We start from the raw sequence: 14,285 nt of genomic DNA, 5'->3' as shown, positions 1-14,285 counted from the left end.
CAAGACGCGGGAGAGTAGGTCGCTGCCAGGTCTGCCAAACACATGAAATATTCTCATCACAAACAAGCCGCAACAAAGCGGCGCATCAAAGGGGCAGCAGCCCCTTTTGTCATTCAGGACAAAATGTGGTCCAATGCATCAGCAAGGACCAAGGTGACGCGGGGTGGAGCAGCCCGTTCGGCCTACAATCGATCCTCAATCGATTGCTTGACGGCCTCACCTCATCAGGCTACGCCTGACTTCGCTCCCGGGCACAAAAGCCCGGCTCTAAAGGTGACGCGGGGTGGAGCAGCCCGGTAGCTCGTCAGGCTCATAACCTGAAGGTCGTTGGTTCAAATCCAACCCCCGCAACCAAAAGCGCAAAGACAATCACCGAGCATTCGAGCATGTTTCGCGATCTTTTGTAACCGCTTTGAAGGCTCTAAGTCGATGTATTCGCAAGCGTCTTATGCGGCGACAGCGGTTCCCATTTTCGGAAAATGCGCACATAGCCCTTCCAGCTCTCGGTTTGTCGTGTGCAGGCGTTCTAACGCGCTTCTTGTCCTGCGCAGTTAACCCGTGCTTTTGCCACCCAGCGCAACCCATTCGCCTTATAGTGACGCAGGAGTTGGCTGCTGCGTGATGGTTTGCGTCTCGGCAGGCGCTGAAATGCCGCTTCTTGCCATATGACGCTCTAGAAGACGGGCGGAAGTCGTGATGTCGTGGCGGGCGAGCGCCCGAGCTCGTGCCTGAGCGCCCATTGCGGCGAGCGTCGGGGCATCGACAGCAAGAGCTTCTTTCATTGCGATGGCCAGCGCGGCCGCGTCGCCTGCGGCAACCAGCCAGCCATTTTCGCGCTCCACCAGTTCCGGGATGCCAGCGACATAGGTCGTGATGGTCGGCGTCGAAAGCGCCATGGCCTCCATCAGTGCAACGGGGAGCCCTTCTGCAAAGCTTGGCAGGACCAATGCACGGGCGGTTTGGATCTCTTCGCGGATTTTCATCTGCGGTAGCGCACCCAACAGGAGAACGTGGTTCGATAGCTCCAGATCATGAATTCTTTTTTCCATGATTGGACGCAAAGGGCCATCGCCGGCCAGCCTTATCTGAAATTGCGCGCCCTGATCGCGCAGCTTGGCCGCCGCATCGATGAGAAGCAGGTGTCCTTTCTGTTCGCTGTAGCGCCCGATGCAAAGGAATGTGTTTGAAGGTTTTTTGGGTAAAGGCTGGTTGCGATATGTCGCATCGAGCCCGCAGTGGACAATGTGGAGCTTGTGCCAGTGCTCGTAGTCTGCCCACCGCATCAATTGGCTGCGACCGTAAGAGCTGATGGCCGCAACGAACGAGGCGGCCGCTGTCTTTTTGCCGAGCGCATGCTCGTGCGGCCGGTCGAATTCTTCGGGTCCATGAACGGTGATACTGAACGGTACGCCGGTGAGGTCGTGGACAAGAGCTGCGACAGTTGCGGGATTTGTCCCAAAATGGACGTGGATGTGTTCGACGTCGTCTCGCCTGAACCAATCGGCGAGCACCAACGCCTCGGCAAGATAGGCAAGATGTACCAGAAAGCCACGCTTGGAGTGGGAGGAGTAGCGGCTTGCAGTACGCGCAGCGCGAAAGAATGCAGCGGGACTGGAAAGGACGCTGCTTATGACGCTCGCCAAGAGCCGCGCTTTGGGCAGATGCAAGACATGCGCTGTCCGTTCCATTTCGGCGATGTCGTCCGGATCGATCAGCTCCTCTGGTTTGCAGCGCAGCGCATAGCGCAGGATCGTGTGGCCGCGCGTTTCCATCGCCCGGATTTCCCTTCGGATGAAGGTGTGACTGGTCGCGGGATATTCATTGGTGAAATACGCGATGCGCATCGTTTTCTCGTTGCAGACTTAGTCATTCTGTCGAGCATGAATGGTGCTTGAGAAAGGCGTAACAGAACAAGTGTTCGGCAGCGATCCAGCCAAAATGAGTAAGAGTGGAGAGTTGCCTGTACTATTGAGCAAGTACATCCTGAGACGAAGGATGGAGCGCTGTATGAAAAGACGAAATCTGCTGAAGCTGGTTCCGGCACTGGTGGCATCGGGCGTCTTGCCCCCGTCATCGGTCCGCAGTCAGGCTCTGAACGGTGGAAGCACGTCTCGCGCCGCGTCCTTTGGTATGAATTTAGCGCCGGTGAACTATTGGACAACCGAGCATCCATTCAAGAATCTTGCGCTGTGTGCATCACCCTGGCGCCTGCAGGAGGTGAACGGCCCTTATCGAATGGATCTGCCATTGCCCCCTGCAACGGCGGAGGGCTATCCAACCGTGGTTCCCAGGGGAACATTCCTCGAGACATTTCTCGTCTTCACGCCCTATCGCGCGCATCTGGGGCACACCCTTTCCGTCACTTATGAAGGCAAGGGCGTGATCGAATATCTTGCTGGCGGTGAACTGGTCTCTCGCGCTCCTGGCAAAGATGTTGTCAGATTGCTTCAGAATGAGGCCCCGGTGATAGCCCGGCTGAAATCGACGGATGCGAACACGCCATTGCGGGATGTTCGCGTAGCCGAGGTTGAGAGCGACGATCCGGAACCCAGCCGGTTCAGGACTGCGTTTCTCAACCGGCTGTCCTCCATGTCAGTGCTGCGCTTCATGGATTGGATGGAGACCAACAATTCGAAAATATCGCGCTGGGACGAGCGACCAGTCGAGGCTCGCTACAGTCAGGCAGAAGGGGGGGTGGCGATCGAGATCATGGTCGAGTTGTGCAATCGTCTCGGCATCCCGCCGTGGTTCACGATGCCGCATCTGGCCGACGATGATTATGTGCGCAACTTCGCCCAACTGGTGAAGACGACGCTGCAGCCACAGATTCCGGTCTATGTCGAGTACTCCAACGAAGTCTGGAACGGCCTGTTTGAACAGGCGCAATATGCCAGTCGCGAAGGGCTGAGCTTGGGCTTGTCGGCCAATCCGTACGAAGCCGGATTACGCTTTTATTCGCAGCGCAGTTCCGAGGTGATTTCGATCTGGGAGGATGTTTTCGCCGAAGAGCGGGATCGCGTTGTTGGCGTCTATGCGACACACGGCGTGAATGCCTGGACGAGCGAGGTCGTTCTTTCCTGGCAGGATGCGTCGAAATATTGCGATGTTCTGGCCATTGCGCCGTATTTTGGCGGCGCTATGGGCAATCGTGACAACGCACCAACTGTGTCCAAATGGAATCTTGATCGACTGTTTGAAGCGCTTGCCGCGGAAGTCGACGGAGAGAACCGTGATTACATCCGGCGACAGGCAGAAATTTCCAATCGCTTCGGAGTGCCGCTGATCGCTTACGAGGGCGGGCAGCATCTGGTCGGTTACAGCGGAACCGAGCATGACGAGATCCTGCATCGTCTGTTTGCAGAAGCAAATCGCGATCCCCGCATGGGCGATCTTTATCGACGCCATATTGCGCATTGGCGTGAAGCTGGTGGCGGCACCTATGCGCTGTTCAATTCCATGAGCCGAAGCTCCCAATGGGGATGCTGGGGCCTGTTGGAATATGAGAGTGACAGCGACGCCCCGAAATGGCGTGCCGTCGAGCAGATGCTGAATATGTGAGGATGCGGCAGATGATGCATCAACGCCTTGCGCGCGTCTTCAGCCACCAACAGGAGAATGCACCCAACAGATATCCTGCGTTGAGTGCGGTGACGACGACAATGGCAGCAAGAAGCCGCGAGCCGTCAAATGTGACATCGCTCAACAGCCCAATGACGACCGCCAGAGCAGCAAGCGGGACAATCGTGATAGGGCCGAAGCGGAGCGAGACCACAAAACCGATCGCGAGGGCAGCCAGAAGGGCTATCTGCATTCTTCGTCATTCCGTACGCGTGGTGGAATTCCGATCACAGCATGAACCTGCAGTCTTACCAGATGGTTTTCGCGAGGCGAAAAACCAACTTAGGCAGCTGAAAACATGAACGAATTCTTGGAAACCGTCAGCTACGCCGATGATGACCTGACCCTGCCTGCAATCGCGGTTGTCGTGATTGGACGAAACGAGGGGCAGAGGCTGATCGATTGCCTGGCCTCACTGGCGAGCTACGCCGGGCGCACGGTCTATGTCGATTCCGGCTCCACAGATGGAAGCTGTGAAGCGGCGCGGCGTTTTGGTGTACAGGTGGTCGAGTTGGACATGAAGCAACCGTTCACTGCCGCGCGAGCACGCAACGCCGGGTATCGCGAACTATGCACCAAATGGCCGGATACGCGCTATGTGCAGTTTGTTGATGGTGATTGTCGGGTTGACGACGACTGGATCGCGACGGCATGGCGGTTCATGGCGACGCGGCCCGATGTCGCCATCGTTTTCGGGCGCCGTCGTGAAAGTCATCCCGACCATTCCGTCTACAACCAGCTTTGTGATCGCGAATGGGATGGTCCGCCTGGAGATGTGATGGAATGCGGCGGGGATATTTTCGGCCGGGTGCAAGCGTTGGACGCGGCGGGTGGCTATCGCGCCTCGTTGATCGCCGGCGAAGAGCCCGAACTATGTGTCAGACTGCGCGAGCTTGGCTGGAAGATCTGGAGGCTGGATCATGAAATGACCCTTCATGACGCCAACATGACGACGATCAGGCAGTGGTGGCAGCGCAATCGCCGCGCCGGGCATGCCTTCGCAGAAGTGGCCAGTCTGCACTGGCAGTCGCCACAGGGAATATGGAAACGCAGTTTTCTGCGGACAGTAAGCTGGGGAGGCGTGTTGCCTGTCGTCGCGCTCGCGGGGGCTTTGGTGCATCCTGCCGCGCTTGTGCTTCTGCTGCTCTATCCCTTGCAGATGGTTCGAATCGCTGCGCGTGATGGTTTCAGCATTGAAGGGTGGCGCCACGGTTTTTTTGGAGTTCTAGGCAAATTCGCCGAATTTCACGGCGCCGCGACCTGGATGTTCAGGCGTCTGATCGGACAGCGAGAGAAGCTCATCGAATACAAGTAGATTGTGTCGTTGACCTTCTACAGCTTTTCCGTTTTTTCCTTGTTTCTATGTAATTCCGAACGCAAAGCGCCGCGCATTTTTGCTGGTATTGCTGACGCGTGTCGCGTTTTTCTGGATTGGCTTCACACGCTTCAAGTGTTCGTGCCAGCGCCGCTTTTGATGCAGGCCTAATGTCCGCGGAGAGATATGAAGGTCTGCAAGACGATCTTGATATCAAGCCACAAGGACCAATTGTCGATATACCAGCGGTCGTACTGAATGCGTTTTGCCATCAGTTCCACGGTCGGAGTCTCACCGCGATGCCCGCACACCTGGGCCCAGCCGGTGACACCCGGCTTGACGTGCCGCCGGGAGGCGTATTCGGAGATCAAAGGATCGAAAAGATTGTCGTGTGCGACAGCGTGAGGGCGAGGCCCCACCACCGACATTTCGCCTCTTAGCACGTTCCAGAACTGAGGCAGTTCATCGATGCTGTAGGCCCGAATAAAGGCACCGACCCGGGTGATCCGTGGATCAGCCACAGTGGCCTGGTTGACGCAATCGCCATCTTCCATCACCGACATGCTGCGAAATTTCACGATGCGGAATGGTTCGTTGTCGTGGCCAAGCCGCCGCTGCAGGAAAAGCACCGGGCCGGACGAATCGAGCTTGATGGCAATGGCAACCAACAGCAACATCGGTGCCAGCAGCAAAAGTGCGATTGCGGCGACCGCGATGTCGAATATGCGTTTGACCAGACGTTCGGCAGGCGCAAGGGGCGCGCTTTGAACCTGAAACGCTGACAGCTTTCCGAATTGTGCTCTCGGACATGACGCGACCGAGCCGATAAGGTTGTCGAACACAATCTTCGCCGGCAGCGGCAGTCTTCCAATGGCGATCAGCAGGTCTTCAAGCTGGTTGGCGTTGCCATCGCGCCAGATCACGATGATCTCGTCGATGCCGGAACGGGTATCAAGACCTGCAAGCCGGTCCTTGAGCTGTTCGGCAGAAATATCGTCGTCTGGCAGTAGCGCGAATGATACGGCCTGTGCCGAGCCGACATGGAGAAGCTGCTGGAGCCGCTCTGCCGGAAGCTCGCGTGGGCAAATCAGGAATGCCTTTCGCGGGCGCAGCAGGCTGCTTGCGAGCGCTGGTGCAATCCAGCGGTACATCGCAAAACGCATGCCGGCCAGTGTCAGCATCGACAGGAGCGTGAAGTAAAGGATTGCCCCACGCGAAAAGCTTTCGCCGAGCTTGAGAAAGAACACAATGGCAAGAACGAAGGCGAGAATTGTCGGAAACAGGAACAGGATCAGGAGCATCTGCCGGCGCATCGATGCCATGGAATCGTAGCTGTAGGCCCGCATCGACGCCATCGCGAGCACGAAGATCACCGCCGTCAGTATCCCCACGCCAAAGTTCATCGAGGGATCGCCAGTGATCCCGAACATGAGGTGATGGTACAAAGTTACGGCTGCGACCGTGGAAGCAAGGATCAGCACAATGTCCATCAGCGCCGCGACATGCGCCACCATGTCGAAACTAATCCTGCGGCGACGCCGTGTCGCCGCGGCAAGACGGGTGCGATGATTTGACGATTCTGCCGTGATCGACATGGTGCCGGCTCAATTCCGATAGTTCGTGGTTGAATGACGGGAGTTCATCGTCTCACCAGCGCTTGGGGGAACGGTGGAGGCTCGGCTGGTACGAACCCAGGAAATCTTGGGCGAGCGTGAAAAAAACATTTCGACATAGAGCGCAATCTTGCTGGCCAAATATCTGGGCAGAAGCAGCAGAGAGCTGAGGGGAAGGATTCGCCGCCCATGAACGAGCCACGCGATGAGCGTTCCACCCGTCACCATCATGAAAAGCACCGTGCACAACAGAAATGGCAGATAGCCCAGCCCGGCCACCGCCACCGCAGCGCTGATCACGGTCAGCGCGACAATCATGAAGACGAGCAGCATGAGTGGCGGCACCATCACGTCGAGGATCATGGCCGCATAGGGCAGCGAAAACGACCGCCATTGTGCAAAGCGGCGAAGACCGGAAATCATGATGCCCAAATGCCCATGCTCCCAGCGACGATGCTGGATTTGTGCGCTCGCCGCGGTGTCGGGAAAATAGCTGCGAACGCCGGCTTCTTCGCAATAGAGAGGGTAATGGCCCGCTGCTGCCAGATCGAGCCCGAGCTTCATGTCCTCGACGATTTCGCCGCTTGCCAGATGTGCGTTAGAAGCCAGATGCCACGGCAGAGCCATTCCGGTTCCCGTCAACTGGCAGGGCAGCCCCAATAGATTCAGGCCCCGCGCCCGCACATGGTTCTTGACCATGAATGCGAATTCGGAAATTCCGAACGCCTCTTTCTGGTCACCTCTGGTGATCATGAGATTGGATGCCTGCACCGGCCGGTCCTGGCATGACACGAGGCAGGAAAGCGCATCGAGCGTGCCGGCGGTCAGCGTACAGTCAGCGTCCACGAACGCCACGACCGGAAGGGGGGCGCTTGCAAGGTGGGAGATGCCGAAGTCGAGGGCATAGCCCTTGCCTATTCGCGAGGGGTCGGTGCGCTCGATGACTTCAGCGCCGGCCTTGCGTGCCATGGCTGCGGTGTTGTCGGAGCAATTATCGGCGATTACGACAAGCCGGTCCCCGGCACGCATCTGGGCGCGAACACTTTCCACCGTCCTGGTGATTCCCAGCGCCTCATCGTGAGCGGGCACAAGAATGGCAATGGCCGGTCGGCTCTGCCGGCCAGCGTGTCTGTCCCGTCGACGTGGCAGAGCTCCGGCAAGGCACTCGATCGTGTAGATCGCTGCAGGAACGGCCAACAGGCTGGCAGCTCCAAAGGTCAGGAGCCAGATCGTTGTAGCCATTTGGTGGGTTCACTCCCCTTTTTCAAAAGCCATGTTCGTCTTCTGAAAAAGGGATGTGAACGTACGAATTCGGGGTTCCATCTCAGAAATACGGTCGAACCGCCCGAGGGATTCTGCGCCATTCGGGGGTGGAGTTTTCTTCTCGCTACACCTTTGTGATGGCATTGGCTGGCTTGAGAGGAGCGCGCTCGCGCCAGCTAATAACTGCAACGCCAACAGAAGTTGTCGCAGCACTTTTCAGTGCAGGCGAGAAGGTTGCAGGAGACGCCGTGATGGCAAATGTAGAGATGTTCGAACCCGCGCCGGCGGATGGTTTGAAGGTCGAGCGCCAGCGCTTCCTGCATGTGCCTTTTGATCCGCTGGAGCAAAGCGCAGTTTTGCAGCTTGTGGGCCGGTCACATCGGGATCTGCCTTTCCGCTATATCGTCACGCCAAACGCCGACCATGTCGTTCGTCTCAACCGACAGCCGGAACTTATGCCATTTTACGAGCAGGCATGGCTGACCCTTTGCGACAGCAAGCCGATCCATCTGTTTGCACGGACACGAGCACGCAACCTTACACATGTCACCGGCTCGGACCTGACAAACAGGCTTTTCGACACAGTGATCCGTCCGGGTGATCGCATCGTCATGATTGTCGCGACACAGGCAATCGCGACAGACATTCAAGCTGCTTACCCTGATCTCGACATTCGCGCTCATGTGCCCCCTGCCGGTCTGCTCAACAATCGCGCCGCGATCGAGCACTGCGTACATTTCGTCGAACGCGAGCGGGGCCGCTTCGTTTTCATTGCAGTGGGATCGCCTCAGTCAGAGAAGATCGCGTGGCTGTTGGCGCGACGTGGCATCGCCGTGGGAATCGGCCTGTGCATCGGCGCTGCGCTGGAGTTTCTGGTTGGCAACAAGAAACGCGCGCCGCTGTGGATGCAGCAGATGAGCCTGGAGTGGCTGCATCGCATGGCCGGTGATCCGAAGCGGCTGTGGCGCCGCTATGTCTACGGTGCAATGCCGCTGATGGGGTTGTTCCTGCAAGAAATGTCCGAGCGGGACAAGGCGGGACACTCAGCGTAGGACCAGAAGAGAGAATATGTGTTGCTCGGCGATCCAGATTTTGCCGAACAGGGGGGCTTCCGGGCAGAACGCTCCAACTTTCTCGGTGAAATGTGCCGTAAAACTGTTGCGCCGCAGATCTGGTTCGACCCTCACGCGTTCGAAGCCGAACATTTCAAGCGTGAGCGGGAACTGACATTTGTAGACCGCTTCCTTGATGCTGAAAATTGCCTTGGCAAGGAGGCCGCGCGTTGCCGCAGGCTGGGATTGCAGCCACAAGCGTTCGCTTTCCAGACAGATTTCTTCGATGAGCTCGTCCGCAAGCGGTGTCAGTTCTTCGATGTCAAACCCGATCGCGCGGATGCCGTGCCCCTTGCTCGACACGGCGGCGGCGGCAAGCTTTGAGCTATGCGTTATTGAACCAACAACTTCCGCCGGCCAGATCGGGGACCGGTCGGCTGAGATCATGACTGGATGCGCCTCGAGGCCGAGGTCACGCATGGCTTGAGCCGCGCATAGGCGACCGGCCGCAAATTCGCGCTGACGTGACGCGACTGCACCGGCCGAGAGTGACGCTCTTTCAGACGAGTGCAGCAAATCAGGATTTCCGCTTGCAATCGATGCGACGCGTATCGCCAGTCCCCTTTCGGGGGACTGGCATGAGCTCGTCAACTCAGGCTCCTGCAATTCAGCGCCCATGTCCACCGCTGGCCATAACAGGTCGTCGCGCTTCCATCGCTGCGCGGCGCAAGGCGGCGCGTTCTGCAACCCTGTCCAATTGAGCTGACGGGTTGCTCTTCCCCGAAACGTGCTCTGCGAGGCCTGCTACCGTCGGGAAGCGGAAGATGTCGGTAATGGTCAGTTGCGGTGCAATCGTGGCTTTCAGATCCCGGTGCATCTGCACCGCCAGCAAGGAATGGCCGCCAAGGGCAAAGAAGTTCTCGTGTAAGCCAACCGCAGGGATGTTGAGCACCCGTTTGAACGCGTCCGCGATCTTGCGCTGATGCTCGGAACTCGGCGGAGCGTCGTCGGCTTTATCTGCAGGCGCAGCGACGGCGACAACTGGTTTCGGCAGTTTTGCGCGATCTACCTTGGCATTCGGAGTGAGCGGGAAGGAGGCCAGCGTGACGACATGCGCAGGGATCATGTATTCCGGCAGGTCTTTGGCAAGATGCTCGCGCACTGCTTCGATCGGAGTGTGTGCGGTTCCGCGAAGATACGCCACGATGCGTTTGTCGCCTGGATGATCCTCGCGCACCGTTACGATCACCTCACGGACGCCAGGCAGTTCCCCCAGCCGTGTTTCGATCTCGCCGAGCTCGATGCGATTGCCGCGGATCTTGACCTGATTGTCAACTCGCCCGACGAACTCAAGACTTTCATCGGCACGATAGCGCACCAGATCTCCGGTCGCATAGATGCGGCCTTCGGCAAAGGGATTGGGAATGAAGCGTTGATTGGTCAGGTCTTCCCGGTTGAGATAGCCGCGTGCCACGCCATCGCCACCAATATAGAGCTCACCTGCTTCACCGGGCGGAACTGGCTGCAGCCAGCGGTCGAGCACATAAAGACACGTGTTGGCAATTGGCGTTCCAAGCGACACGACTTCTTCATCAGTGTCGACTGTCTTGGTGGACGACCAGATCGTCGTCTCGGTCGGCCCATACATGTTCTCAAGCGTCGCAGCACTCGCCTGTCGCAGTTCCTCGACGAGGGTTCGTCTCAAAGGTTCGCCGCCAATGAAGAGATGCTTCAGGCTGGCCATGGCCGTGCGGTCTGCCGGGTCGTTGAGGAACATGCTTGCCATGGATGGGGTGCATTGCAGATGGGTGACGCCTTCGCGGCGAATGTCGGCTGCCAGACCCGTGGGAAGACTTTCAGCTGTCGCTGGGGCACGCATCGCCGCAACCACGCTTGCAAGTGGCACCAGCGCATCCAGCACCATCGTGGAGGCAAGCCCGAAGTCGATCAGGCAGGCAATCTCATCGACGCCGATGGCCTGGACCTGTCGAGCGCGCGCGATTGCATCCTCGACGGTTCCGAACAGACCGCTGTCCTCGAAATAGCGGGTGAAGGCGAATTCCAGGATCGCGTCCAATTCTTCCGGAGCAAGGCTCTGGAGGTCTACCTGCATCGGATTTGTGACCCCTGCCGGTTTTTTGAACGCAGGGAAGGCCCAGGCATATTGCTTGACCAGCGCCGCCGCGCTGCGCAGATAGTCCTTCATCGGCTCGCGCGCCTGGTCCCGCACCACTTCCCGGTCATCGCCGACCATGGTGTGCAACATCAGCGTCACCTTGTAGTCGGCCGGGTTGCGTCCTTCTTCGACCAGTGTCCTGCGATAAAGCGCGATCTTGTCGGCCAGTTCCTCGATGGACTGTCCAAGCAAGTGGGTCAGAACATTGGCGCCAGCGCGTGCAGCGTCGCGATAGGTTTCAGGATTGCCGGCGGTCGTCAGCCACACGGGAAGTTCCTTGCTCATCGGACGCGGCTGGGTCACCACGCCGACATTGCCGGTGCCGAAGCCAAACTCGACGCTTTCACCGCGCCACAGTTTCCTCACCGTCTCCATGTCGCGCAGCAACGCGGTCTTGTTGTGAGGGGGCGCGTTCTCCGGCCGCAGAACGAAGTCTTCCGGCATCCAGCCGGACGCGAAGGCAAGTCCAACCCGCCCGCCGCAAAGATTGTCGACAACAGCCCATTCTTCTGCGACGCGCGCAGGATGGTGAAGCGGCAGAACGCAGCTTCCGGCCCGAATAGCGAGATTGCGTGTGATCGCTGCGACTGCGGCGCCCGTTACGGCGGGGTTCGGATAAGGCCCTCCGAACGCGTGGAAATGTCTCTCCGGTGTCCATATCGCGGTAAAGCCGTGCTCGTCTGCAAAACGGGCACCTTCCAGCAATGTCTGATATTTCTGTGGGCCCACGCCGTCATCATTGCCCCAGTAGAACAATGAGAAGTCCATCGCTTCATTGCTCGCTGACGCGGGGGACTGACCTGACTTCACCTGATCGAGTTCGCTGGAGTGGATAACGACCTTGAAACCACGGGCCAATGTCCAGAAGATTTCAAGCACCGAAATGTCGAATGAAAGGCTGGTGACTGCCAGCCAGACATCTTGCTTGTCGCGACTACGGGGGATCCTTTCGTCCATTCCGGCAAAGAAGTTCAGGACGTTGCGGTGCTCGATCATCACACCCTTCGGACGGCCGGTCGAGCCCGAAGTATAGATGACATAGGCAAGGTCTTCGGGATTGGAGCGGTGCGGGTTGACCTGTGGTGCGGGCTGCCCGAGCAGCTCTTCAATGAGTAGCCTTTGCGCGGCCTCATGGGCGAGCCTGCCTGACAAGGCATCGGTGCTCAGGACCAGTTTCGTTTCGCTGTCTGAGATCATCTGATCGAGACGGTTTGCAGGAAATGCGGGATCGAGCGGCAGATATGCCGCGCCAGCCTTGAGAATCGCATAGGCGCCGACAATCATCTCGATCCCACGCGGCAGATGAAGTCCGATAATCGTATCAGGGCCTTGGACATGCCTGCCAAGATGCGCCGCTAGATGCGCCGCGCGCTGCTCCAGCTCGTGATAAGTGATCGAGTGCCCGCGATAGGCAATCGCCACCGCTTGCGGTGTTGCTGCCGCCTGGCGTGCCATCAACTCGTGTATCGAGGCTGTGCGCTCGTAGGAAGTGGCCGTCTGGTTCAGGCCGTAGAGCAGGCTTTGCCGCTCTGTATCGCTGATTATTGGAAGCGACGGGAAGGGCGTGGCCTCGTCGAGGCCTTCGAAAGAAATCGCCAGTCGACGGATCATCGTTGCGACCGAATCGGCAGCAATGCGGTTTTCGTCATGGATCAAGAGGCAGCCATTTTCGGCGACCACGAATGTGATGGCGCAACCGTCGATGTGTTTTGTCGCGTCCAACTTAGCTGTGCGGACGAGCCCGATGGAGAGTCCCGGATGGGCAAGACCCGGTGTGCGGTCCACCAGGTCAGCAGCATATGAAAGCTGCTGTTCTGCTTTGGCCATAGCTTGGCACGCGGCATCCAGGAAATCGCGTGTTGTTGCTTCCGCTTTTGCCCGGATATGGAGCGGGAATGAAGTTGCGAAATAGCCCGGATGCGCTGCGTTGAACGCGGATGTGGCGTCGGAGCTGTAGGCAATGTGGAAGTCGAGCTTGCCACTTTGTCTTGCAAGATAGGCAAGAATGAGCGCTGCTGTTTCGTTAGCTGAGTTGGCGCGCGGAAGATCAAGCGGAATGCTTCTGGTGTTGCCGCTGGGCAGGGGCAGGACCGCAGCAAGGTTGAGGTCTTCGAGATTGGCAAGCCGGCGGGCGATCAACTCTTCATGTGCGCTCACATGGGCGAGCGCCTTGTTCAGACTGTCGACGGAAGCTTGGCTCAAGAGTGGCAGCTGGTCTCCCTCAGCGACTACCGAAGAAAGCTGTAGTTGCTCGGGCGATGTGGATGCCACGACACGAATGCATCGGTCGGCAGTGGCGATCACGACATGCTCGCCATCCACCGAGACAACCGTTCCCGGCACGCTGTGTCTCTGCTCCCCTATTTTGAGATCTTGAACCAGAAACACGCCACGTGGTGTCACGATCTTGGGGAGCGCAAGCGGATTTTGGTAGCCGGATCCAAAAGTGAGACCTCGGAAGAGAGATGACAGTTCGGCGGCGCTGCGATCGAAACGAAGGGTTCCAGCCCCCTCGGGCCTGCGCTGCTTGGCGTAGTAGCGGCGCTGAGACAGGTCTTGTGGAACGCGCTGCAAGGTGCCTGCAGTCAGATCGCGGACCAGCCTGCCGAAGCTTTCGATCCCTGCTTCGTAGCAGCGTGTGTTCAACGTCAGGCTGGTGTCGTCGGGGCTGATGGCGAAGGTTTCGGCGACATGAATGTCGCCCTCGTCGATACCCCTGGTCAACGCATGCCAGGTCACTCCATGGCTTTCGTGTCCTTCGATCAGAGCCCAGCTGGGTGTGTTCAGGCCCGCAGCCTGGGGGAGCGGACCGTCATGGAAATTGATGGCGCCGAAGCGGGCCTGCTGCCACGCTGCTTCAGGGATGATGCGAAGATTGGCGATACTGAACAGCCAGTCATAGTCGAAGGCCAGCAACTGGCTGTCGATCCCGTTGCTGGTGCTGACCAGCGGGATCTGCCGCTCGATCGCCCAATCTTCAATGCTGGCGTTTTCAGTCGCGATGCCCGCGATCGTGCAGCCGTTCCGGATGAGAATATCTGCGCATTGGATCAGAAGAGAATTTTCGCCCACCAGCAGGCATTTGAAAGTTGCCATGAAACCCTGCACCGTTTTGCTTTTGTCGCTGACGACTGAACCTTCAGGCACAGCGCGCGGTCAATCACGCGAGAGTTATACTTTGGGGGAGGCAGAGCGCGCATTGCGACGCGCGCGCGTCGGCTCTCATCAATTCGGCTATCGAGACGCAC

Annotated in this window: 9 protein-coding genes and 1 tRNA gene; 4 read left to right on the top strand and 6 right to left on the bottom strand. The window is 58.3% G+C overall.

Features of this window, described 5'->3' with window-relative positions; genetic code table 11:
* The first annotated feature begins 277 nt into the window (after window positions 1–277).
* Window positions 278–354: transfer RNA gene (locus BMZ42_RS14195), tRNA-Met, on the top strand.
* Window positions 355–590: 236 nt separating this feature from the next.
* Here BMZ42_RS14195 and BMZ42_RS14190 read toward each other — a convergent pair.
* Window positions 591–1,844: a glycosyltransferase gene (locus BMZ42_RS14190; protein ID WP_091523660.1), complete on the bottom strand. Its 1,254-nt coding sequence runs from the start codon at window positions 1,842–1,844 to the stop codon at window positions 591–593.
* Between the two features lie 163 nt (window positions 1,845–2,007).
* Here BMZ42_RS14190 and BMZ42_RS14185 point away from each other — a divergent pair, with 163 nt between their 5' ends.
* Window positions 2,008–3,558, top strand: coding sequence for a hypothetical protein (locus BMZ42_RS14185; protein ID WP_244523272.1), 1,551 nt, complete (start codon window positions 2,008–2,010; stop codon window positions 3,556–3,558).
* Window positions 3,559–3,577: 19 nt separating this feature from the next.
* Here BMZ42_RS14185 and BMZ42_RS14180 read toward each other — a convergent pair whose 3' ends face one another.
* A complete protein-coding gene (locus BMZ42_RS14180; protein ID WP_091523658.1) occupies window positions 3,578–3,811 on the bottom strand; it encodes a hypothetical protein in 234 nt (77 codons plus the stop codon).
* A 105-nt stretch (window positions 3,812–3,916) separates the two neighbouring features.
* On the opposite strand from BMZ42_RS14180, the gene BMZ42_RS14175 reads away from it, so the two are divergent.
* The gene (locus BMZ42_RS14175; protein ID WP_091523656.1) at window positions 3,917–4,933 is read left to right on the top strand and encodes a glycosyltransferase family 2 protein; all 1,017 of its coding nucleotides are present in this window, start codon (window positions 3,917–3,919) and stop codon (window positions 4,931–4,933) included.
* A gap of 167 nt (window positions 4,934–5,100) precedes the next feature.
* Here the strand turns inward: BMZ42_RS14175 and BMZ42_RS14170 are convergent, their stop codons facing one another.
* Both BMZ42_RS14170 and BMZ42_RS14165 read right to left on the bottom strand, forming a co-directional pair.
* Window positions 5,101–6,528 carry an exopolysaccharide biosynthesis polyprenyl glycosylphosphotransferase gene (locus BMZ42_RS14170; RefSeq protein ID WP_244523271.1) on the bottom strand — a complete coding sequence of 476 codons (1,428 nt, stop codon included), beginning with the start codon at window positions 6,526–6,528 and terminating at the stop codon, window positions 5,101–5,103.
* A 9-nt stretch (window positions 6,529–6,537) separates the two neighbouring features.
* Window positions 6,538–7,788 carry a glycosyltransferase family 2 protein gene (locus BMZ42_RS14165; protein WP_091523654.1) on the bottom strand — a complete coding sequence of 417 codons (1,251 nt, stop codon included), beginning with the start codon at window positions 7,786–7,788 and terminating at the stop codon, window positions 6,538–6,540.
* A 272-nt stretch (window positions 7,789–8,060) separates the two neighbouring features.
* Between BMZ42_RS14165 and BMZ42_RS14160 the strand changes: the two genes are divergently transcribed.
* Window positions 8,061–8,861, top strand: a complete 801-nt coding sequence (locus BMZ42_RS14160; RefSeq protein ID WP_244523270.1) for a WecB/TagA/CpsF family glycosyltransferase — start codon at window positions 8,061–8,063, stop codon at window positions 8,859–8,861.
* Here the strand turns inward: BMZ42_RS14160 and BMZ42_RS18505 are convergent.
* On the bottom strand, window positions 8,853–9,539 hold the full coding sequence (locus BMZ42_RS18505) for a 4'-phosphopantetheinyl transferase family protein (protein WP_091523651.1): 687 nt from the start codon (window positions 9,537–9,539) through the stop codon (window positions 8,853–8,855). The two genes, BMZ42_RS14160 and BMZ42_RS18505, sit on opposite strands and share 9 nt — an antisense overlap.
* The gene (locus tag BMZ42_RS14150) at window positions 9,529–14,133 is read right to left on the bottom strand and encodes a MupA/Atu3671 family FMN-dependent luciferase-like monooxygenase (protein WP_091523649.1); all 4,605 of its coding nucleotides are present in this window, start codon (window positions 14,131–14,133) and stop codon (window positions 9,529–9,531) included. The genes BMZ42_RS18505 and BMZ42_RS14150 overlap by 11 nt, the downstream gene beginning before the upstream one ends.
* Between the last annotated feature and the right edge of the window lie 152 nt (window positions 14,134–14,285).

Origin of the sequence: Aquamicrobium aerolatum DSM 21857, from assembly GCF_900113935.1 — a bacterium.
Lineage (GTDB): Bacteria > Pseudomonadota > Alphaproteobacteria > Rhizobiales > Rhizobiaceae > Aerobium > Aerobium aerolatum.
This window is presented reverse-complemented; position numbering and strand designations above follow the sequence as displayed.

Coding starts and splice junctions, on each gene's coding strand:
- BMZ42_RS14185 (WP_244523272.1), top strand. CDS start 2,008: ATGAAAAGACGAAATCTGCTGAAGCTGGTTCCGGCACTGGTGGCATCG.
- BMZ42_RS14190 (WP_091523660.1), bottom strand. CDS start 1,844: ATGCGCATCGCGTATTTCACCAATGAATATCCCGCGACCAGTCACACC.
- BMZ42_RS14160 (WP_244523270.1), top strand. CDS start 8,061: ATGGCAAATGTAGAGATGTTCGAACCCGCGCCGGCGGATGGTTTGAAG.
- BMZ42_RS14170 (WP_244523271.1), bottom strand. CDS start 6,528: ATGTCGATCACGGCAGAATCGTCAAATCATCGCACCCGTCTTGCCGCG.
- BMZ42_RS14180 (WP_091523658.1), bottom strand. CDS start 3,811: ATGCAGATAGCCCTTCTGGCTGCCCTCGCGATCGGTTTTGTGGTCTCG.
- BMZ42_RS14150 (WP_091523649.1), bottom strand. CDS start 14,133: ATGGCAACTTTCAAATGCCTGCTGGTGGGCGAAAATTCTCTTCTGATC.
- BMZ42_RS14165 (WP_091523654.1), bottom strand. CDS start 7,788: ATGGCTACAACGATCTGGCTCCTGACCTTTGGAGCTGCCAGCCTGTTG.
- BMZ42_RS18505 (WP_091523651.1), bottom strand. CDS start 9,539: ATGGGCGCTGAATTGCAGGAGCCTGAGTTGACGAGCTCATGCCAGTCC.
- BMZ42_RS14175 (WP_091523656.1), top strand. CDS start 3,917: ATGAACGAATTCTTGGAAACCGTCAGCTACGCCGATGATGACCTGACC.